Below are 16,092 nucleotides of genomic sequence, written 5' to 3'. Positions count from 1 at the left end.
GGTATTCTCTTTCTCCTTTTTCCAAGCAATCCATATGAACCGGCAGGATAAATAAAAGGGCTACTGCATCACGCGGTAGCCCATCTATTTAGTTAGTTTTTCTATAAAAATTTGAGAGAATTGAAACTTCACAGCCTCAAGTTGTTTTAATTAAGCACACTAACTATATTTATGTTTAAAGCAAATGAAAATGTCTTTTCTTATCAAGAGCGCTTGGGCTTCATCGAAGCTGCCAGCTTCGAAATGAATTCCGGACTCATATTGCCCGTAAAATTAATCACGGCAAACTGATTCTTTTCATGCATCAACATCACCAACTCGACAATCGCATCCTTCTTCTTTCGGATCATAATCTGACAATTTTCAGCTTTATCCTTAAAAGAAAGAAACGGTTCGAACCTTCCGGAATTCTTTTCCACCACCTTTAGAGCTTCATCGTAATACTTCTGCCCTTCCACTTTGGCAGTCAGCATCTGCATGCTCTTCAAATTAGAAATAATCTCCAGAACTTCATCATCTTTCTCAGCATCGCTTTTCATGATCTCCTCCATCATCTTCGGGCTGATAGTTATACACGTCAGATTTGAATCCGCCTTATGTTCAGTCAGAAAACGCGAAGCAAAGTCCTGAGCCGATACGGCTACAGATAGCAATGCCATCCAGCACATTAAAAGAACGCTCTTCATTATTCGTTAATCATATCGACTCCGCCCAACCGCACACTGTCGGCCAAGTTTTGGTCTTGTGATTTATTGATTCCTTCAGACAGCATCATCAATGCAGAAGAAACTTGCTTATAAGCCACTTCCGGATCATCATATGTATCTGTATAAGTATCGTAATTATAATCCAAAGTTTCATTGGCGAAAAATGTATGCTGCGCCACACTCCCCAATGAAAGCATAAAAGCAACAACCGCAGCCGCCTTCAACAAAGGCATGAACCTTCCGACCAATGTCAGACGCCGTGCTTTCACTACCGGCGGTTCTACCTGAGCAAGAATACGTGCATCGAAGTCTTCGCCCAGCCCCGTCTCACGCTGAACCTGCTGATAAACAAACAGGTCTCTATATTGAAGCAGATGAGCCGGTATTTCTCCCTTTGAGAAGAAAGCGCGCAACTCCGATTCTTCCTCCAAGGAAGTCTCACACTGCCAATATCGCTCCAAAAGCTGTTCTATATACTTATAGTCCATATTCGTCAATCTCTATATACCGTTGTTTCACTTTTTGCCTTGCCCTGAAAAGGTTTACTTTAACTTGTTCCTCCGTCAGTTGAAGCACTTTTGCAATATCTTTATAGCTCTCACCCTCTATATCCCGCAACTGCATAATAAGCCTTTGTTTTTCGGGAAGTTCATCAATCAACCGGTGAATAATTTTCATACGTTCATTATTCACCAATCGGTCATAGGGGCCGGATGTATCCGCTTCTTCCGCCATTTCGGGGGACAGTTCTACATTTTGGGCATCTTTCTTCTGACTTCTGTCTATCGCCAGATTCTTTGCCACTATCAGGCAATAAGCCTCGACAGATTCAAATTGTTGCCACTCATCACGCTTATTCCACACCCGTATCATGGTATCCTGAACAACATCCTCGGCCTCTGCCCTATCCAAAGTTATTCTGAGGGCCAGTCGAAAGAGTTTATCTTTCAAAGGCAATATATCGTTTCGGAAGCTGATTTCTTGCATCTCTATAAGAATGACGGATGAGAATATGAAAAGTTACAGGTACACTCTTATTTTTTTTCGGATTATTTTTTGATCCGTGTTCCTTCTTCTCCGCTAATAGCTGATGCTAAAGTTATTATAACCTCCGAAACTCCGGCATCAATTGCAGCAAAAGAGTTCTCGAGCTTTGGAATCATCCCCCCCTGAATAACGCCATCGGCCACATATTGCTTAAATTCCGCAGGGGTGATCAAAGGAATCACGCTATCGTCATCATTTTCGTCACGCAACACGCCTTTCTTCTCAAAACAGAAAACAAGAGTCACATCAAAAAGAGCGGCAAGCGCCTTTGCCGTCTCTCCGGCAATGGTATCGGCATTGGTATTAAGCATATGGCCTTTACCGTCATGAGTAAGCGGTGCCATAACAGGAACCACACCTTTATATATAAGATCGGATAACAGTGAAGCATCCACTTTTTCCACGTCACCCACAAAACCGTAATCCACTTCTTTCACCGGGCGTTTCACCGAACGCATGACATTCATATCCGCTCCGGTCAATCCCAAAGCATTCACTCCGCGAGCCTGCAGGCCGGCAACCACGTTTTTATTGACCAATCCGCCATATACCATCGTCACCACTTTCAGTGTCTCAGAATCTGTAATACGGCGTCCGTTCACCATTTTACTCTCAATGCCAAGCTGCGCCGCTATCTTCGTAGCCGAACGCCCCCCGCCGTGTACCAGCACTTTATGGCCTTCTATCGTTGCAAAATCATCTAATAATCGGTTAAGTGTAGCTTCTTCTTCTACAATCTTACCGCCCACTTTAATAACAGTCAATTTTTCTCTCATATATTCTAAAAGATAAGTCTCTCCCCACCCTCTATTCCAAATATGTATATCCGTAAAGTCCCGAACGATAATTCGACAAGAATTCCTTCCCCTCTTCTACCGATATTTTTCCTTCTTTTACGGATTTGGTAACCCACGTCTCTAATGTACGCACCAATTTCTTGGGGCTATACTGCACATAATCCAACACTTCGGCAACCGTCTCACCATCGATAATCTGCTCAATGGAATAACCTTTCTCGTTTACGGAAACGTGTACTGCATTCGTATCGCCGAACAAGTTGTGCATATCACCCAATATCTCCTGATAAGCTCCGACCAGAAACACGCCGAGATAATAAGGTTCCTTACTTTTCAAGCTGTGCAACGGCATATAATGTGACACGTTCTTCGTTGAAATAAAGTTGGCAATTTTTCCATCCGAGTCACAGGTGATATCCTGTAAGGTAGCCGAACGATCGGGCTTCTCGTCAAGCCTCTGAATAGGCATAATAGGGAATATCTGATCAATAGCCCAAGAGTCGGGAAGCGACTGGAACAATGAGAAGTTACAGAAATATTTATCTGCCAACAATTTGGATAAACTACGGAATTCATCCGGTGCATGCTTCAATCCGGCAGCTATCTGATTTATTTCACGGGTAATAGACCAATATAAGCGTTCAATCTGTGCACGTGTTTTCAAGTCGACAATACCATGACTGAAAAGATCAAGGGCCTCTTCACGTATTTGTTGTGCATCGTGCCAAGCCTCAAGCATCTTATTCTGATTCAATGTATCCCAAATCCCATATAGCTCCTGCACTAACTCATGAGCATCCGGAGCGATTTCTTCTTCATCGTCCCATTCGGGCAGAGTAGTTGTTTCCAATACCTCAAAAATGAGCACCGAATGATGGGCTGTCAATGCCCTGCCGCTTTCAGTAATAATGTTCGGATGAGGAATACCATTCTTATCACTGGCATCCACGAGAGTAGAGATCGAGTCATTGACATATTCCTGAATAGAATAATTCACGCTACTTTCACTGCTGGAAGAACGGGTACCGTCATAATCAACTCCCAATCCGCCTCCAATATCGACAAACTGCACATTAAAGCCCATCGCATGAAGCTGTACATAAAACTGAGACGCCTCACGCAATGCCGTCTTAATACGACGGATTTTAGTAACCTGGCTTCCGATATGGAAATGGATCAGCTTCAGGCACTCTTTCATCTCCTTCTTTTCCAGAAAATCCAATGCTTCAAGCAATTCACTGGAAGTCAGCCCGAACTTACTGGCGTCACCGCCCGAATCTTCCCACTTACCACTTCCGGAAGAAGCCAACTTGATACGAATACCGATATTGGGCATTACATTCAATTGCTTCGCCATCTTAGCGATAAGTTTCAATTCATTCATCTTCTCTACGACGAGAAAAATACGTTTTCCCATCTTCTGAGCCAATAACGCCAGTTCTATATAACTTTCATCTTTATATCCGTTGCAAATAATCAATGAATCAGAATCCGTATTTACGGCAATCACAGCATGAAGTTCGGGTTTAGATCCGGCTTCAAGACCGAGATTGAACTTCTTTCCGTGGCTGATAATTTCCTCCACAACCGGACGCATCTGATTTACCTTGATTGGATAAATAATGAAATTCTGAGCCTTGTAGCCGTACTCTTCGGCAGCCTGCTTAAAGCAGTGAGCTGTTTTTTCAATACGATTGTCCAAGATATCCGGAAAACGTATCAACATGGGAGATGCCACATCACGTAACTGCAACTCATCGACCAGCTCTTTCAAGTCGACGCCGACGCCGTCTTTTCGCGGTGTAACAACAACATGACCTTTGTCATTAATACCAAAGTACGAAGTACCCCAACCTGTAATGTTGTAGAGTTCCTCAGAATCTTCAATACGCCACTTTCTCATTTTAATGTATTCAGTTGTGTTTATAAATTATTTAAGGCAACAAAAATAACTATAAATCCATAGTATACAATCAGAAAGCCATGTTTTTTAAATAAGATATTTACAAAAGGTACAAATAAGCTACAGTTTCAATAAGTCACGCAACTTTTCCACCGATTTTTCTATCTGGGAACGATCCTCCAGTTCATCGGCATTAAAAACATATTGGGCTTGCGAATAAAAAGGAGTACGTTTCTCCAATGCCCGGATAATAAATTCTTTCAACTCGTCGTCCTGTTTACCCTGTAAAATAGGACGTTGCTGCTTAGCCACACGCAACCTACGGAACAGCACGTCGGGATGTACATTCAAAAAGACCGTCTTACCGTTGCGGTTCATAAAATCCATATTATCAAAAAAACAGGGAGCACCGCCACCTGTGGAGATCACAACATCCTCAAAGGCGCCTACTTCATGCAGCATATTCTTTTCCAACTCCCGGAAACCTGCCTCACCACGTTCCACAAACAATTCGCCTACCGTTTTATGAAAACGTTCTTCCATATACCAGTCCAGATCGACAAACGGAAGATTTAATTTCCGTGCGAATGCTTTCCCTAATGTCGTTTTACCGGCTCCCATATAGCCGGTCAGAAATATACGAATCATAATTGCCTATCTTTTTGAGACAAAGATAGGCAATTATATATTAAAAAGCTCACGGTATGTAGTAAATAAAACCGATATGCTTATTTAAAAACTTTCACTCTTTCCGAAAGTTCCTTGAATTCTTTATCGCCCGGTTCTCCGGCGGGCATTCCAAACGGCATCTCGGCTATTAAATGCCAACTTGCCGGAAGTTCCCATGTGCGACGAACTTCTTCATCGATCAAAGGATTATAGTGTTGCAGAGAAACACCAAAACCGGCATCTTCAAGCATCGTCCACACCGCTAATTGGTGCATGGCAGATGTTTGCATAGCCCATCCCGGAAAGTTGTCTTTATAACTGATAAATCTATTCTGCAGATCCTGCACCACATTCTGATCCTCAAAAAACAGTACCGTACCATATCCACTGGCAAAAGAATGATCTATCTTCGCTTCTGTATTTTTGAAAGCTTCCGGAGTCACTATCTTCCACAATGTATTTTTAACGATCTGCCACAATTTCCGATGGTTATCGCCCAATAGCAATACGACACGGGTGGATTGTGAATTAAAAGCCGATGGTACATGTGTTACGGCAAAATCGATAATTTCTTCTATTTCTTTATCGGAAATCGGCGAGTGGTTTGTAATTGCATAGTAAGTCCTTCTGTGTTTTAAGGCCTCTTTAAAAGATTTCTCCATTATAACTCCTTTCTTTATTATGATATCTATAATAAAGAACAACCGATCATGAAAAGTTGTTCGGTAAAAGAAAATATTTGTACCTTTGCCATTCAAATGAAAAAGATAAATGGGTAAACAAAAGTTTTACGTGGTATGGGAAGGAGGCACTCCGGGGATTTATACCTCCTGGACAGAATGCCAACTCCAAACAAAAGGTTATGAAGGTGCTAAATACAAATCCTTCAGTACCCACGAAGAAGCTGAACGTGCCTTTCATTCGTCTCCTTATGCCTATATCGGAAAAAATGCCGTAAAAACAGAAAACAAGCACAAACCCTCTTCCGAAGTATTACCCGCAGCCGTAGTAGAAAACAGTCTCGCAGTGGATGCCGCCTGTAGCGGTAATCCCGGTCCGATGGAATACCGTGGAGTACATGTGGCCAGCAGACAGGAGATTTTTCATTTCGGCCCCATGAAAGGCACAAACAACATCGGAGAATTTCTGGCATTGGTACACGGACTTGCCTTGTTGAAACAAAAGGGGTTTGATATGCCCATATATAGCGATAGCGTAAATGCAATCAGCTGGGTGAAACAAAAAAAATGTAAGACCAAACTGCCCCGTACCCCAGAGACGGAAGCATTATTTCTCCTTATCGAACGTGCGGAAAAGTGGTTAAGAGAAAACACCTATTCCACCCGTATTTTGAAATGGGAGACCAAAGAATGGGGAGAGATTCCTGCTGATTTCGGACGAAAATAATTGCAGACTACTTGAATTTCTTAATCAGAAAAGCCGGATTTACCCTAAGATAAACACCAAATGAGAAATTAGTCATGCTTCCTTCCGGAACAAGTTCACCACTCGCCAGCTTCATGGTACCGGGCATTGAATAATACAGATCGCCTTTTGCACCGAAAGCGTAGTGTTTTCCAAAAGTCCGGGAATATTCGACGGAAAGGAAACAAGTTTGAGGGTCATCGTAAACCGCTCCCTCTGTCTTCATAGAAACAGCACCAAAATAAGGGATGCCGAATAAAGAGATAAAATCTTTGCAAACAAAATAGCCGCCTTTTACACGAATATTATTTCCTAAATCAAAAGAGGCTTTCGTATATAATCCCACCCCTTTGTCAAAAGGCCATAACTTGCCGGATTCCTGATAATATCCCAACATGTCCGCCTCAACATTTATCCGTTTCAATACTTTGCGGTTTACGTTCCAGACAATACCGGCACCAACAGAGCCATTTGCCAAAGTTTGCACAGGACGGTCGTTATCCACGATCTGTTCTCCCCCCCGGTGCTGAATGGTCATCTGTACCGGCAAATAATAATGGAAACGGGATTCCGGTCTATTAAATTTAACCAAAGAAGAGAGACCGACCGTAAAAGCCTCCTGATGGGTGTCCGCTTCAAAAATAAAGCTCTGCCAGTTGATCCAGGCATCGAAATGCCAACGTTTTAAGTCACACAATACTTGAAATCCGGTTTCCGGATCGGCCGTCAAGTTCAGTTCGGGATTATAAAGGGGCTCAATCAGTCTATGATTTTCACCGCCATACAGATTACCCAGAACCAGATTTACCCGCGACAAAGCCAGTTGCGCACGGAAATAAGGCAAAATATGCGTACCACGCTGATACTGGTTTCCTTTCCAGATTGCAATATCATGATAAGCATAATTGGGAAACTTATAAGCACCGCTATAAATCAAGGCATGAACTCCCAATTCCAACTTTATATTCTTCAATGGATAAAACACTCCCTTAGGCTGTAGCCACAGACCGGGCAAAGAGTATCCGTTTATAACGCTTCCTGCAAACTCATTGTCCTTAAAAAAGCTGATATTATCAAGTTCAACCAGAAGTTCTCCCTGTCTTTCCGGATCAATCTCGTAATCCGTCCGGCATAAACGTTCTACCATCTGGGCATGAGCTGCCGAGCCAAGCAAAGCAACAACCGTCAGACAACAGGCTATCCTACGGACATATTTATTGAGTTTCATCGTATCTGCAATTTTATCAAAGCGACTGCATGTCATTAAGACGTTTATAATACCCATTCAAGGCCAATAATTCTTCGTGCTTACCGCGTTCTACTATTTCCCCTTCATAGAGAACACATATTTCATCCGCATTTTTTATTGTAGAAAGCCGATGGGCTATTGCAATCGTCGTACGAGTTTTCATCAGACGTTCCAACGCTTCCTGTACCAGACGTTCGGATTCCGTATCCAAAGCAGAAGTAGCCTCATCCAGAATCAAGATAGGAGGATTCTTCAAAATAGCGCGTGCGATACTGATCCGTTGTCTCTGGCCACCCGAAAGCTTACTTCCACGATCACCGATGTTGGTGTTGTAGCCATCCTCTTTCTCCATAATGAAGTCATGTGCATTGGCAATCTTCGCAGCCTCAATCACCTGCTCCATAGTCGCATTCTCTACACCGAAAGCAATATTATTAAAGAAAGAATCATTAAACAAAATAGCTTCCTGATTAACATTGCCAATCAAGGTTCGCAAAGCAGAGATACGCACATCCTTTATACTGGTACCATCAATCGTTATTTCACCTTCCTGCACATCATGATAACGCGGCAACAGGTCAACCAATGTCGACTTACCCGATCCGGATTGCCCTACCAAAGCGATTGTTTTTCCTTTAGGCACAGTCAGATTGACATGCTTCAAGACTTCTTTCTTACCATTATAACTGAATGAAATATCCTTAAACTCAATTTTATCATTCAAGCCGTTCAATGGTTTCGGATTAGGAATTTCCTTTATATTATTCTCAGCCTTCAATATCTTGTCTACGCGCTCCATAGACGCCAATCCCTTAGGAATGTTGTATCCGGCTTTAGAAAATTCTTTCAACGGATTGATAACACTATACAGAATCACCATATAGAAAATAAACGAAGGAGCATCAATCGTAGAGTTCTTCCCTAAGATCAACGAACCACCGAACCATAGTACAATAACAATCAATATGGTACCTAAAAATTCGCTCATCGGATGTGCCAGCGCCTGCCGCATAGCCACCCGGTTATTGGCATCCCTCAATTCATTACTGCATTTGGCGAAGCGATCCACCATTCTTTTTTCTGCAATGAATGCTTTGATAATACGCAATCCTCCCAGCGTCTCTTCCAATTGTGACATTGTATCACTCCATTTTCCCTGCGCTTCCAACGACTGCCGTTTCAGTTTCTTACCAACCACTCCCATAAGCCATCCCATCCCGGGAAGAACCAACAGAGTAAACAGGGTCAACTGCCAACTGGTGATGATCAATGTTCCAAAATAGAATATGATAAGTATGGGGTTTTTGATCAGCATATCCAGCGAACTGGTTATAGAATTCTCTACCTCCCCCACATCACCACTCATACGAGCGATAATATCTCCTTTCCGTTCTTCTGAAAAAAAGCCCAAAGGTAATGACATCACCTTTGAGTAAACCATAATACGAATATCCCGAACTACTCCTGTACGCAAAGGAATCATGACTGCCGAAGAAGCAAAGTAACAAGCGGTTTTAAGCAAAGTCATAAAAGCCAAAAACAGTCCTAAGAAAAGCAAAGTCATCGACGGACCATTTACCTCAATCATGTGTGATACATAATAATAGAAATTATTCACAGCTATGTCTTTCAAGCTCCCAGTCGAATCCCAAGGCATAAATTCATATACCTTACTATCCATTTCAAATAAAATTTGAAGGATGGGAATCAATAGCGTAAACGAGAATATATTGAATACTGCTGACAAAATATTCAAAAACACGGCTCCCACCACATATCTCCGGTAAGGAGATACGAACCGTTTCATGAGTTGCAAGAATTCTTTCATTAACTTGTACTAAAATGATTTAGGCGACAAAGATAGAGGAAAATCTCCGAAAATCATATCTAAACATCGATAGAAAACACAGGAATTCAACAATTATCTTAATTATAGTTTGTCTGGCACATTATTATCCCCTTCTCATTCATCAGCATGTATTTTTCAACAAGTATAATAAAAAAGCATTATCAACACCCTCCTTTATTCTATCTTTAACGATGTAAGTGTGAAATATTAAATATCTTATCAAATTCATACAGCCAAATAGAAAATACTCCCCCTCGGAATAATTCAGGATGAGCATTCAAAGCTTTCTGCTTCAACCCAACGCGGGTTTTAGCATCTTTCAAAAGTCGTTTTAAAGTACGTCCACCAACAACGTATTGTTGATAAGAGGATAAATTCAGCAAAGATATCATATATTCAAGAATTCGCCCCCCCTCTATAAAATATGCACCCTCTTTTTCTGCCTTTGGTGATACTTTATTATCATGCTGTCGAAAATAATTCAATTTACGGTTTATACGAATAACATTACCCTGCCGACATATCTCTATCCAAAAAAGCCAATCACCACAATAACGAAACTCTTTATAGCCACCATTCACTTTCGTATAGCATTCTTTTCGAAACAACACCATGCTGGCATTATATACACTGGGGCCCCATAGCATATTCTTTATAAGAAAATCTCTACTCGCAAATTTTGTCTGCAACGGCAATTTAGATGAAAATTTATCCCAATCCAACGCCATGTGTTGTCCATCAGCATCTACCATCTGCGAACCGGTAAAAGCTAAAACGACATCCGGATTTCCTTCTAATGCCGTAACCGTTTCTGTTAAAAAATTCTTTTCAGCAAAATCATCACTTTCAGCAATCCAAATATATTTACCTCGAGCTAAAAGCAAACCCTTATCCCATTGTTTAAAAGTCGTACCACTATTTTGTTCATTAAACACGATATGGGTAACCCGATTATCGGATTGATATTTTAACAAGATATCACGACTATTATCAGTAGAACAATCATCCAGAAGTATCAACTCGAAATTATCAAAATCTTGAGCCAAGATACTATCAATACGTGACATTAAATAGGCACTATGATTATAATTCGGTACAATTACAGAGACCAGAGGTTCGTTCATCTCAAATATTTATCAATTCCATTATCACACCACTTAACATGGTTTTCCTTTACTACTTCCAGAGCATGCAAATGTTGCCCCTCATTATGGCGGGAAGCCTCCTTATGCCAAAGATGATAAACAATTCCTCCCATCTTTAAAGCTTTCTTTCCAACTCCTGCAAAATGCAAACGATACACCAGCTCTCCATCTTCATGTCCCCAATCCTGCAAATCCTCATTATACCCATTTATTGATATAAAATCATCCCGCCAGAAAGCCAGATTACACCCACGCATATGATCTATGACTTTTGCATACCGTTCTGCCAGGAAAGAACGCAGTAATCTGGAACGAAAGCCATTCAGGATAAACCCTGCTTTAATTTCCGAAACATTCAGCTTTAAACTGATATCACTAATCAATCTTTTAGTCACCATTGGTCCTAACTTAGTACGGCTTCCACAGACAAAATATCCTTTATCCATCATCTCAATATGATCTTGGATAAAATGACGTTCCATAATTACATCACCATCTATCTGGATGATATAATCGCCTTTAGCTTGCGCAATAGCCTTATTTAAGATTGAAGTTTTTCTAAATCCTTTATCTTCTTGCCAAATATGGACTATAGGAACTTTTAATACTACTCTAAAATCATCTATCAATTTACGAGTATCCTCTCTCGAGCCATCATCAGCTATCACAATCTCATCCGGAGAAACCGTTTGAATAGAAGCACTCAACAGACATAATCGTAACGCATCTTCCCAATTATACGTAGAAATCAGCAATGACACTTTTGTATCCATCTCTCTTAAAGTTAGGTTAAACAGTCATGAACAATTTTTCAAAAGAACTAAAATTACTCAATTGCAGTGGCGCATTCTTATCCATGATCCAATAAATCGGACGATTATTATAAAATGCAGCCATCAACGAGAAAGTACTCTTTACACCTATTATATAGTCGCACTGAGACAGCAAACACAAGTCCTCCGCCTCATTTCCCTTCGGACAATAAATACTTTTCAGCCCTAAAGCCTCCCTGTAACAATTCACATTTAAATTACGATCATTGGTACAAATAAAAACAGAAACTTTTTTATCAGGAAAATTGTCCAAAAACTGACGTATGTGCTCAATATACACATCATCATTAAAAAAATATTTTCCGCCCATCCAGACCTTATAATCACCTCTGCGAATATGAACGGCCAAACGTACGTCCGTACCGTCTGCTTTTGTATGTTCCTCTAAAAAAGATTTTATTTTATTTAAAACCAAAGATTTAAAGGCAAACATATCTTTAATTTCTGTCCGATATTTCATAAATAATTCAGGAAAACGAAACTGCCAACCATCAATAGCAACCATTCGATGCCTTTTCAACTCTGCAAGTACATCAGGGGTTACATCTGTTGGCTCGTCCAGAAAAAAACACTTTATCAACTGCAATTTAATCAACATTTTTGCAAAAAGATAAACCGGCCAACGGTGATACTTATAATTACAGACTTCAAAGTAACGATATTTATAAGCAAAACGCATTGATACGACTTTTACGTTGTTTTCCTTTCCCCATACATAGGCATGTGCGTATTGCAGAATGTTATTACACATTTGCCCATATCCTTTTACAAAAATCATATTCACAATATTTGTTTTTACTTTTCCTAAGAACTTACTTTCGCTCTATATTCTGCAAAAATAACAATAAAAAACTGATTATTTTAACTTTAAGCCTTAATTCTTCCTACCAAGATGGTTAATAAACTCATAGCCTTTTAATTATTATCACTTTTCTTCTGCTTAATTTAAATTTCCAAATACATACAATAAAAATGTGAAAGACACATGCAGAAATAAAAAAAAAAGGAAAATACAAGTTTGCAATACAAAAAGAATATCATTTATATTTCCATCTTTGACAAAAACATAAACAAACATTCCTTCATTACTTTAGTAGTCTGCATGAATACAAATAAAAAATCTCCCTCTAAACTTACAATTTGACAAAACGACATTCTTTTTTTCATAGAATCCTTTCGTTAAGAGAAGATACCGGTACGAATGTAAAAAACGCCATTATTCCCTAACTCCTTTTTCCAAAATCATCTATTCACAAGTAATTAACTGACATATTTCTCTTCAATTTCAACATCCGCCGGCAATTCACCATCAGAACCTACATATTTCATACTTTTTTCCATACGAAAGCCCTCCAAAACAGAGAAGCAATTAGAGTCAAAAAGCGTTCTTTCAAAAAGAATTATTTTTTCTCATAGAGAATCTTACCGTTCCTCTACGACTTTTAAGTCGTTTCTCGTAGAGCAACCGGGTTTATCAAGTAGAGACATTCCGACTAAGATACCAAGAAAATATACATATATATTCAATTTAAGCAAAAAATATGCAATAAGAACCGTATATTATCTACATTATCATGCAACCCATTTTCTATTTACTACTTTTTTGCAAAAGTGAATTACAGGAAAACAATCAATACAACAGCAAAATGATAGTATATTCTCTTTTTTAATAACTTTCGCACAAACATCAATCAGTAAATCTAATTACTTCATCACAAGAATCAGACCAATTCTATTCGTTTTAACCCAATTTTTCAACTAATATCTTTCACATCATGCAGATCAAAAACAGAATAAAAAGCTAATTATATAATATTCAATTATAATTCTTTCTATCTTTGCTTTAGAAACGAATCAATAAAGCATATCACAATGAAAATATCAGTTATCATAAATACCTATAACGCATCAAAACATTTAAAACAGGTTCTTGAAGCCGTAAAAGGTTTTGATGAAATAGTTATCTGTGATATGGAAAGCACTGACAATACAATTGAGATTGCAAAAACATTTAATTGCAAAATTGTAACTTTCAAGAAGGGAAACCATAATATCGTAGAACCAGCACGCAACTTTGCTATCCAACAGGCTTCACATCCTTGGGTGCTTGTAGTAGACGCAGACGAAGTGGTACCCGAGCAATTAAAAGAATATCTTTATAAACAGATAGCAAGCCCCGATTGCCCTGCAGGTATTTACATTCCACGCAAGAACTATTTTATGGGCAGGTTCATGCATTGTCATTATCCGGATCATATTTTAAGGTTTTTCAAAAAAGAAGGAACTGTATGGCCCCCCATAATCCATGTGTCCCCTATAGTAGAAGGAACATTGTTTTCGATTCCTGCCAGACGTAAAGAGTTAGCTTTTGTCCATCTGGCCAATGACAGCGTTTCTGATATTATAAGAAAAACCAATGAATATACCCGAAATGAAGTAGAAAGAAAAAAAAATAAAAGATATGGAACCCTCGCATTCTTTTATCGCCCTTTTTTCCGATTCTTCAAAACATATATACTGAAAGGAGGTATACGAGACGGTAAAGAAGGCTTTATAAAAGCCTGCCTGGAAGGATATTATCAATTTGTAATGCTCGCAAAGCTTACAGAACACCATAAAGGCAATCATACAGATAATAAATAAAGTTCACCAAAAAGAATCTAAACACATATATACAAGCCGCCATGCAACCTGTTTTTCCTTTAGTTTCAATCATAACTCCAGTGTATAATGCTGAGAAATATTTAAAAACATGTATAGATAGTGTCTTAAAGCAGACTTACACAAACTGGGAACTAATCCTGGTAAATGATGGAAGCACAGACGGCAGTTTAGATATTATAAAACAATATGCACAACTCGATGTCCGAATTAAATATATAGATAAAATCAATGAAGGACCATCCTTATCCAGAAAATCAGGCACAGAGCAAGCAAAAGGGAAGTACATTCAATACCTGGACAGTGATGATTTTCTGCAAGAAAATGCGATTGAATATTTAACTGATAAAGCAGAAGCAACCAATGCAGAAGTTGTTGCTGCCCCTTTCTTTTTCTATTACTCAGAAAACAAGATGGACATTTCCGGGCATTTTTCATTTCAGGAAATGACAGGTATGGAATATTTTAACGAGATTCTTTCAGGAAGAGCTTATTGGAGTGTCTGGTCCAACTTTCTTTCCCGTTCTCTTTTTGAAAGAAACGATATATCATTCGTTCCGGAAATATCTTTCGGTGAAGACGCCATATTAATGGTACAACTATTATATCACACACAAAAAGTAGTAGCTTTGGAACAGCCCATTCTCTATTACAGACAAATAGAGTCGTCCATTTGCCACGACATAACCCCTAAAAGACACGAAGACTTACGGACTTACACCAAGTGGATAGAAAGATTCATGATAGAAAAAGGCTTATACGAATCCTATCGTAACAACCTGATACTAAAAAATATAGAAATGGCTTTTTTATGCATGCATTGGGGATATTATGAGAATGCAGACAAAGATATGAAGCGTATTGTCAAAGATATAAAGAAGCGTCCGCAATTACTCAAATGCCTGCCGGGAAGACAAAGAAAAATCATCAAAGTATACCGCTTCTCTTCCTGGCTGGGATTTCTAAACCTGATGCATTACAAAAAACAAGGGAAATTATAATTCAATCCAATTCTACATCTGCCGTATGCACCTCTATTTTCTCTATATCCGGTAATTGAAGATAATCTCCATAGAGACGGGTCAGATACTTGTCGACACTTCGGGGAGCAGGAAAGTAGCTCCCTTCAAACTCCACCTGTGAAAGAGGAAACAATTCACTCTTTCTGCGAGATATCGAGAACCAACTTCCCCAAGTATGCCTGACTTCGTCACGAATACTTACCCATGACCAAAGACGAATCCAGAAATATCTGACCGACAAGAAAAACCACTTCCGGACAATCAGCTTTTCTCTTTTCTGCCTGTCTTTCTCCAAAGCAGCCTTGTCTTTCAGCTTTTGATGCTTTCTGACAAACTTCCGTGCCAGCTTTTCCGACAATGGCTCTAAAGGAAACAAGTCAACATACACTCCTTTATACTTATAAAAGATATCTGCATCATGTGTCTCTTTAATCACAGAATGTAAATCCCTTAATTTCCCAAAAGGATAAAGATAATGTGTATCTGTTTTATGCGTTTGCAAAGCATATTTTGAGTCTATTTCCCGTCCAAGAACTTTCACAAGCTTCAAATAATCTTTCCGAAGCATCTCAATATCCAGATCATCGTCCCAAGGAATGAAGCCGCCATGCCTCACCGCCCCCAAGAGAGTTCCGGAGCTTAACCAGTAAGAGATATTGTGCTTTTTGCATACACCGTCAATATACTTCAGCATTTCCAACATACGTAATTGGTGGTTGCGCAACGATGAACCATCCGGATTAAAACGCTCTCTCAATTCTGCTTGATTGGCCATAACAGTTTCA

16 protein-coding genes are annotated in these 16,092 nt (G+C 39.5%); 3 read left to right on the top strand and 13 right to left on the bottom strand.

Annotated features, from left to right (window positions below; translation table 11 throughout):
- Positions 1 to 203: 203 nt before the first annotated feature.
- The 7 genes from RB604_RS05135 to RB604_RS05105 all read right to left on the bottom strand — a co-directional run bounded on the left by RB604_RS05135 (position 204) and on the right by RB604_RS05105 (position 5,785).
- Complete coding sequence (locus tag RB604_RS05135) at positions 204 to 686, bottom strand: DUF4252 domain-containing protein (RefSeq protein ID WP_005927446.1); 483 nt, start codon at positions 684 to 686, stop codon at positions 204 to 206.
- Positions 686 to 1,195, bottom strand: a complete 510-nt coding sequence (locus RB604_RS05130) for a PG0215 family putative anti-sigma factor (protein ID WP_005927448.1) — start codon at positions 1,193 to 1,195, stop codon at positions 686 to 688. The genes RB604_RS05135 and RB604_RS05130 overlap by 1 nt, the downstream gene beginning before the upstream one ends.
- A complete protein-coding gene (locus RB604_RS05125) occupies positions 1,185 to 1,694 on the bottom strand; it encodes a GFO_1088 family ECF-type sigma factor (RefSeq protein ID WP_055293263.1) in 510 nt (169 codons plus the stop codon). The genes RB604_RS05130 and RB604_RS05125 overlap by 11 nt, the downstream gene beginning before the upstream one ends.
- 62 nt (positions 1,695 to 1,756) lie before the next feature.
- Positions 1,757 to 2,530, bottom strand: coding sequence for an acetylglutamate kinase (gene argB / locus RB604_RS05120; protein ID WP_055293261.1), 774 nt, complete (start codon positions 2,528 to 2,530; stop codon positions 1,757 to 1,759).
- A 31-nt stretch (positions 2,531 to 2,561) separates the two neighbouring features.
- The gene (gene speA, locus RB604_RS05115) at positions 2,562 to 4,454 is read right to left on the bottom strand and encodes a biosynthetic arginine decarboxylase (RefSeq protein WP_005927456.1); all 1,893 of its coding nucleotides are present in this window, start codon (positions 4,452 to 4,454) and stop codon (positions 2,562 to 2,564) included.
- Positions 4,455 to 4,574: 120 nt separating this feature from the next.
- Entirely contained in the window at positions 4,575 to 5,102 is a 528-nt protein-coding gene (locus RB604_RS05110; RefSeq protein ID WP_007479296.1) for a shikimate kinase, read from the bottom strand.
- A gap of 80 nt (positions 5,103 to 5,182) precedes the next feature.
- Positions 5,183 to 5,785: a nitroreductase family protein gene (locus RB604_RS05105; RefSeq protein ID WP_055293259.1), complete on the bottom strand. Its 603-nt coding sequence runs from the start codon at positions 5,783 to 5,785 to the stop codon at positions 5,183 to 5,185.
- A 109-nt stretch (positions 5,786 to 5,894) separates the two neighbouring features.
- Between RB604_RS05105 and RB604_RS05100 the strand changes: the two genes are divergently transcribed.
- Positions 5,895 to 6,530, top strand: coding sequence for a ribonuclease H1 domain-containing protein (locus RB604_RS05100; protein WP_055293257.1), 636 nt, complete (start codon positions 5,895 to 5,897; stop codon positions 6,528 to 6,530).
- A gap of 7 nt (positions 6,531 to 6,537) precedes the next feature.
- On the opposite strand, the gene lpxZ is transcribed toward RB604_RS05100, so the two are convergent.
- From lpxZ to RB604_RS05075, 5 genes are all read right to left on the bottom strand, one after another.
- Positions 6,538 to 7,776, bottom strand: a complete 1,239-nt coding sequence (lpxZ, locus tag RB604_RS05095; protein WP_055293619.1) for an LpxZ family protein — start codon at positions 7,774 to 7,776, stop codon at positions 6,538 to 6,540.
- Positions 7,777 to 7,792: 16 nt separating this feature from the next.
- Positions 7,793 to 9,625, bottom strand: a complete 1,833-nt coding sequence (locus tag RB604_RS05090) for an ABC transporter ATP-binding protein (RefSeq protein ID WP_021935790.1) — start codon at positions 9,623 to 9,625, stop codon at positions 7,793 to 7,795.
- A 206-nt stretch (positions 9,626 to 9,831) separates the two neighbouring features.
- Positions 9,832 to 10,770 (bottom strand): glycosyltransferase family 2 protein, encoded by a 939-nt coding sequence (locus RB604_RS05085; protein ID WP_005927471.1) that lies wholly within the window; start codon positions 10,768 to 10,770, stop codon positions 9,832 to 9,834.
- Positions 10,767 to 11,564 (bottom strand): glycosyltransferase family 2 protein, encoded by a 798-nt coding sequence (locus RB604_RS05080; protein WP_005927474.1) that lies wholly within the window; start codon positions 11,562 to 11,564, stop codon positions 10,767 to 10,769. The genes RB604_RS05085 and RB604_RS05080 overlap by 4 nt, the downstream gene beginning before the upstream one ends.
- 16 nt (positions 11,565 to 11,580) lie before the next feature.
- Positions 11,581 to 12,402, bottom strand: coding sequence for an alpha-1,2-fucosyltransferase (locus tag RB604_RS05075; RefSeq protein ID WP_005927477.1), 822 nt, complete (start codon positions 12,400 to 12,402; stop codon positions 11,581 to 11,583).
- 1,094 nt (positions 12,403 to 13,496) lie between these two features.
- Here RB604_RS05075 and RB604_RS05070 point away from each other — a divergent pair.
- Positions 13,497 to 14,267 carry a glycosyltransferase family 2 protein gene (locus RB604_RS05070; RefSeq protein WP_005927486.1) on the top strand — a complete coding sequence of 257 codons (771 nt, stop codon included), beginning with the start codon at positions 13,497 to 13,499 and terminating at the stop codon, positions 14,265 to 14,267.
- A gap of 41 nt (positions 14,268 to 14,308) precedes the next feature.
- Complete coding sequence (locus RB604_RS05065; RefSeq protein ID WP_005927488.1) at positions 14,309 to 15,286, top strand: glycosyltransferase family 2 protein; 978 nt, start codon at positions 14,309 to 14,311, stop codon at positions 15,284 to 15,286.
- A 1-nt stretch (position 15,287) separates the two neighbouring features.
- Here the strand turns inward: RB604_RS05065 and RB604_RS05060 are convergent, their stop codons facing one another.
- Positions 15,288 to 16,082, bottom strand: coding sequence for a LicD family protein (locus tag RB604_RS05060; protein WP_005927491.1), 795 nt, complete (start codon positions 16,080 to 16,082; stop codon positions 15,288 to 15,290).
- Positions 16,083 to 16,092 lie beyond the last annotated feature (10 nt).

It is taken from the genome of Bacteroides salyersiae (assembly GCF_031172035.1).
In the GTDB taxonomy this organism is placed as follows: domain Bacteria; phylum Bacteroidota; class Bacteroidia; order Bacteroidales; family Bacteroidaceae; genus Bacteroides; species Bacteroides salyersiae.
Note: the sequence above shows the minus strand (reverse complement) of the source record. Positions and strands in the feature narration are given on the sequence as shown.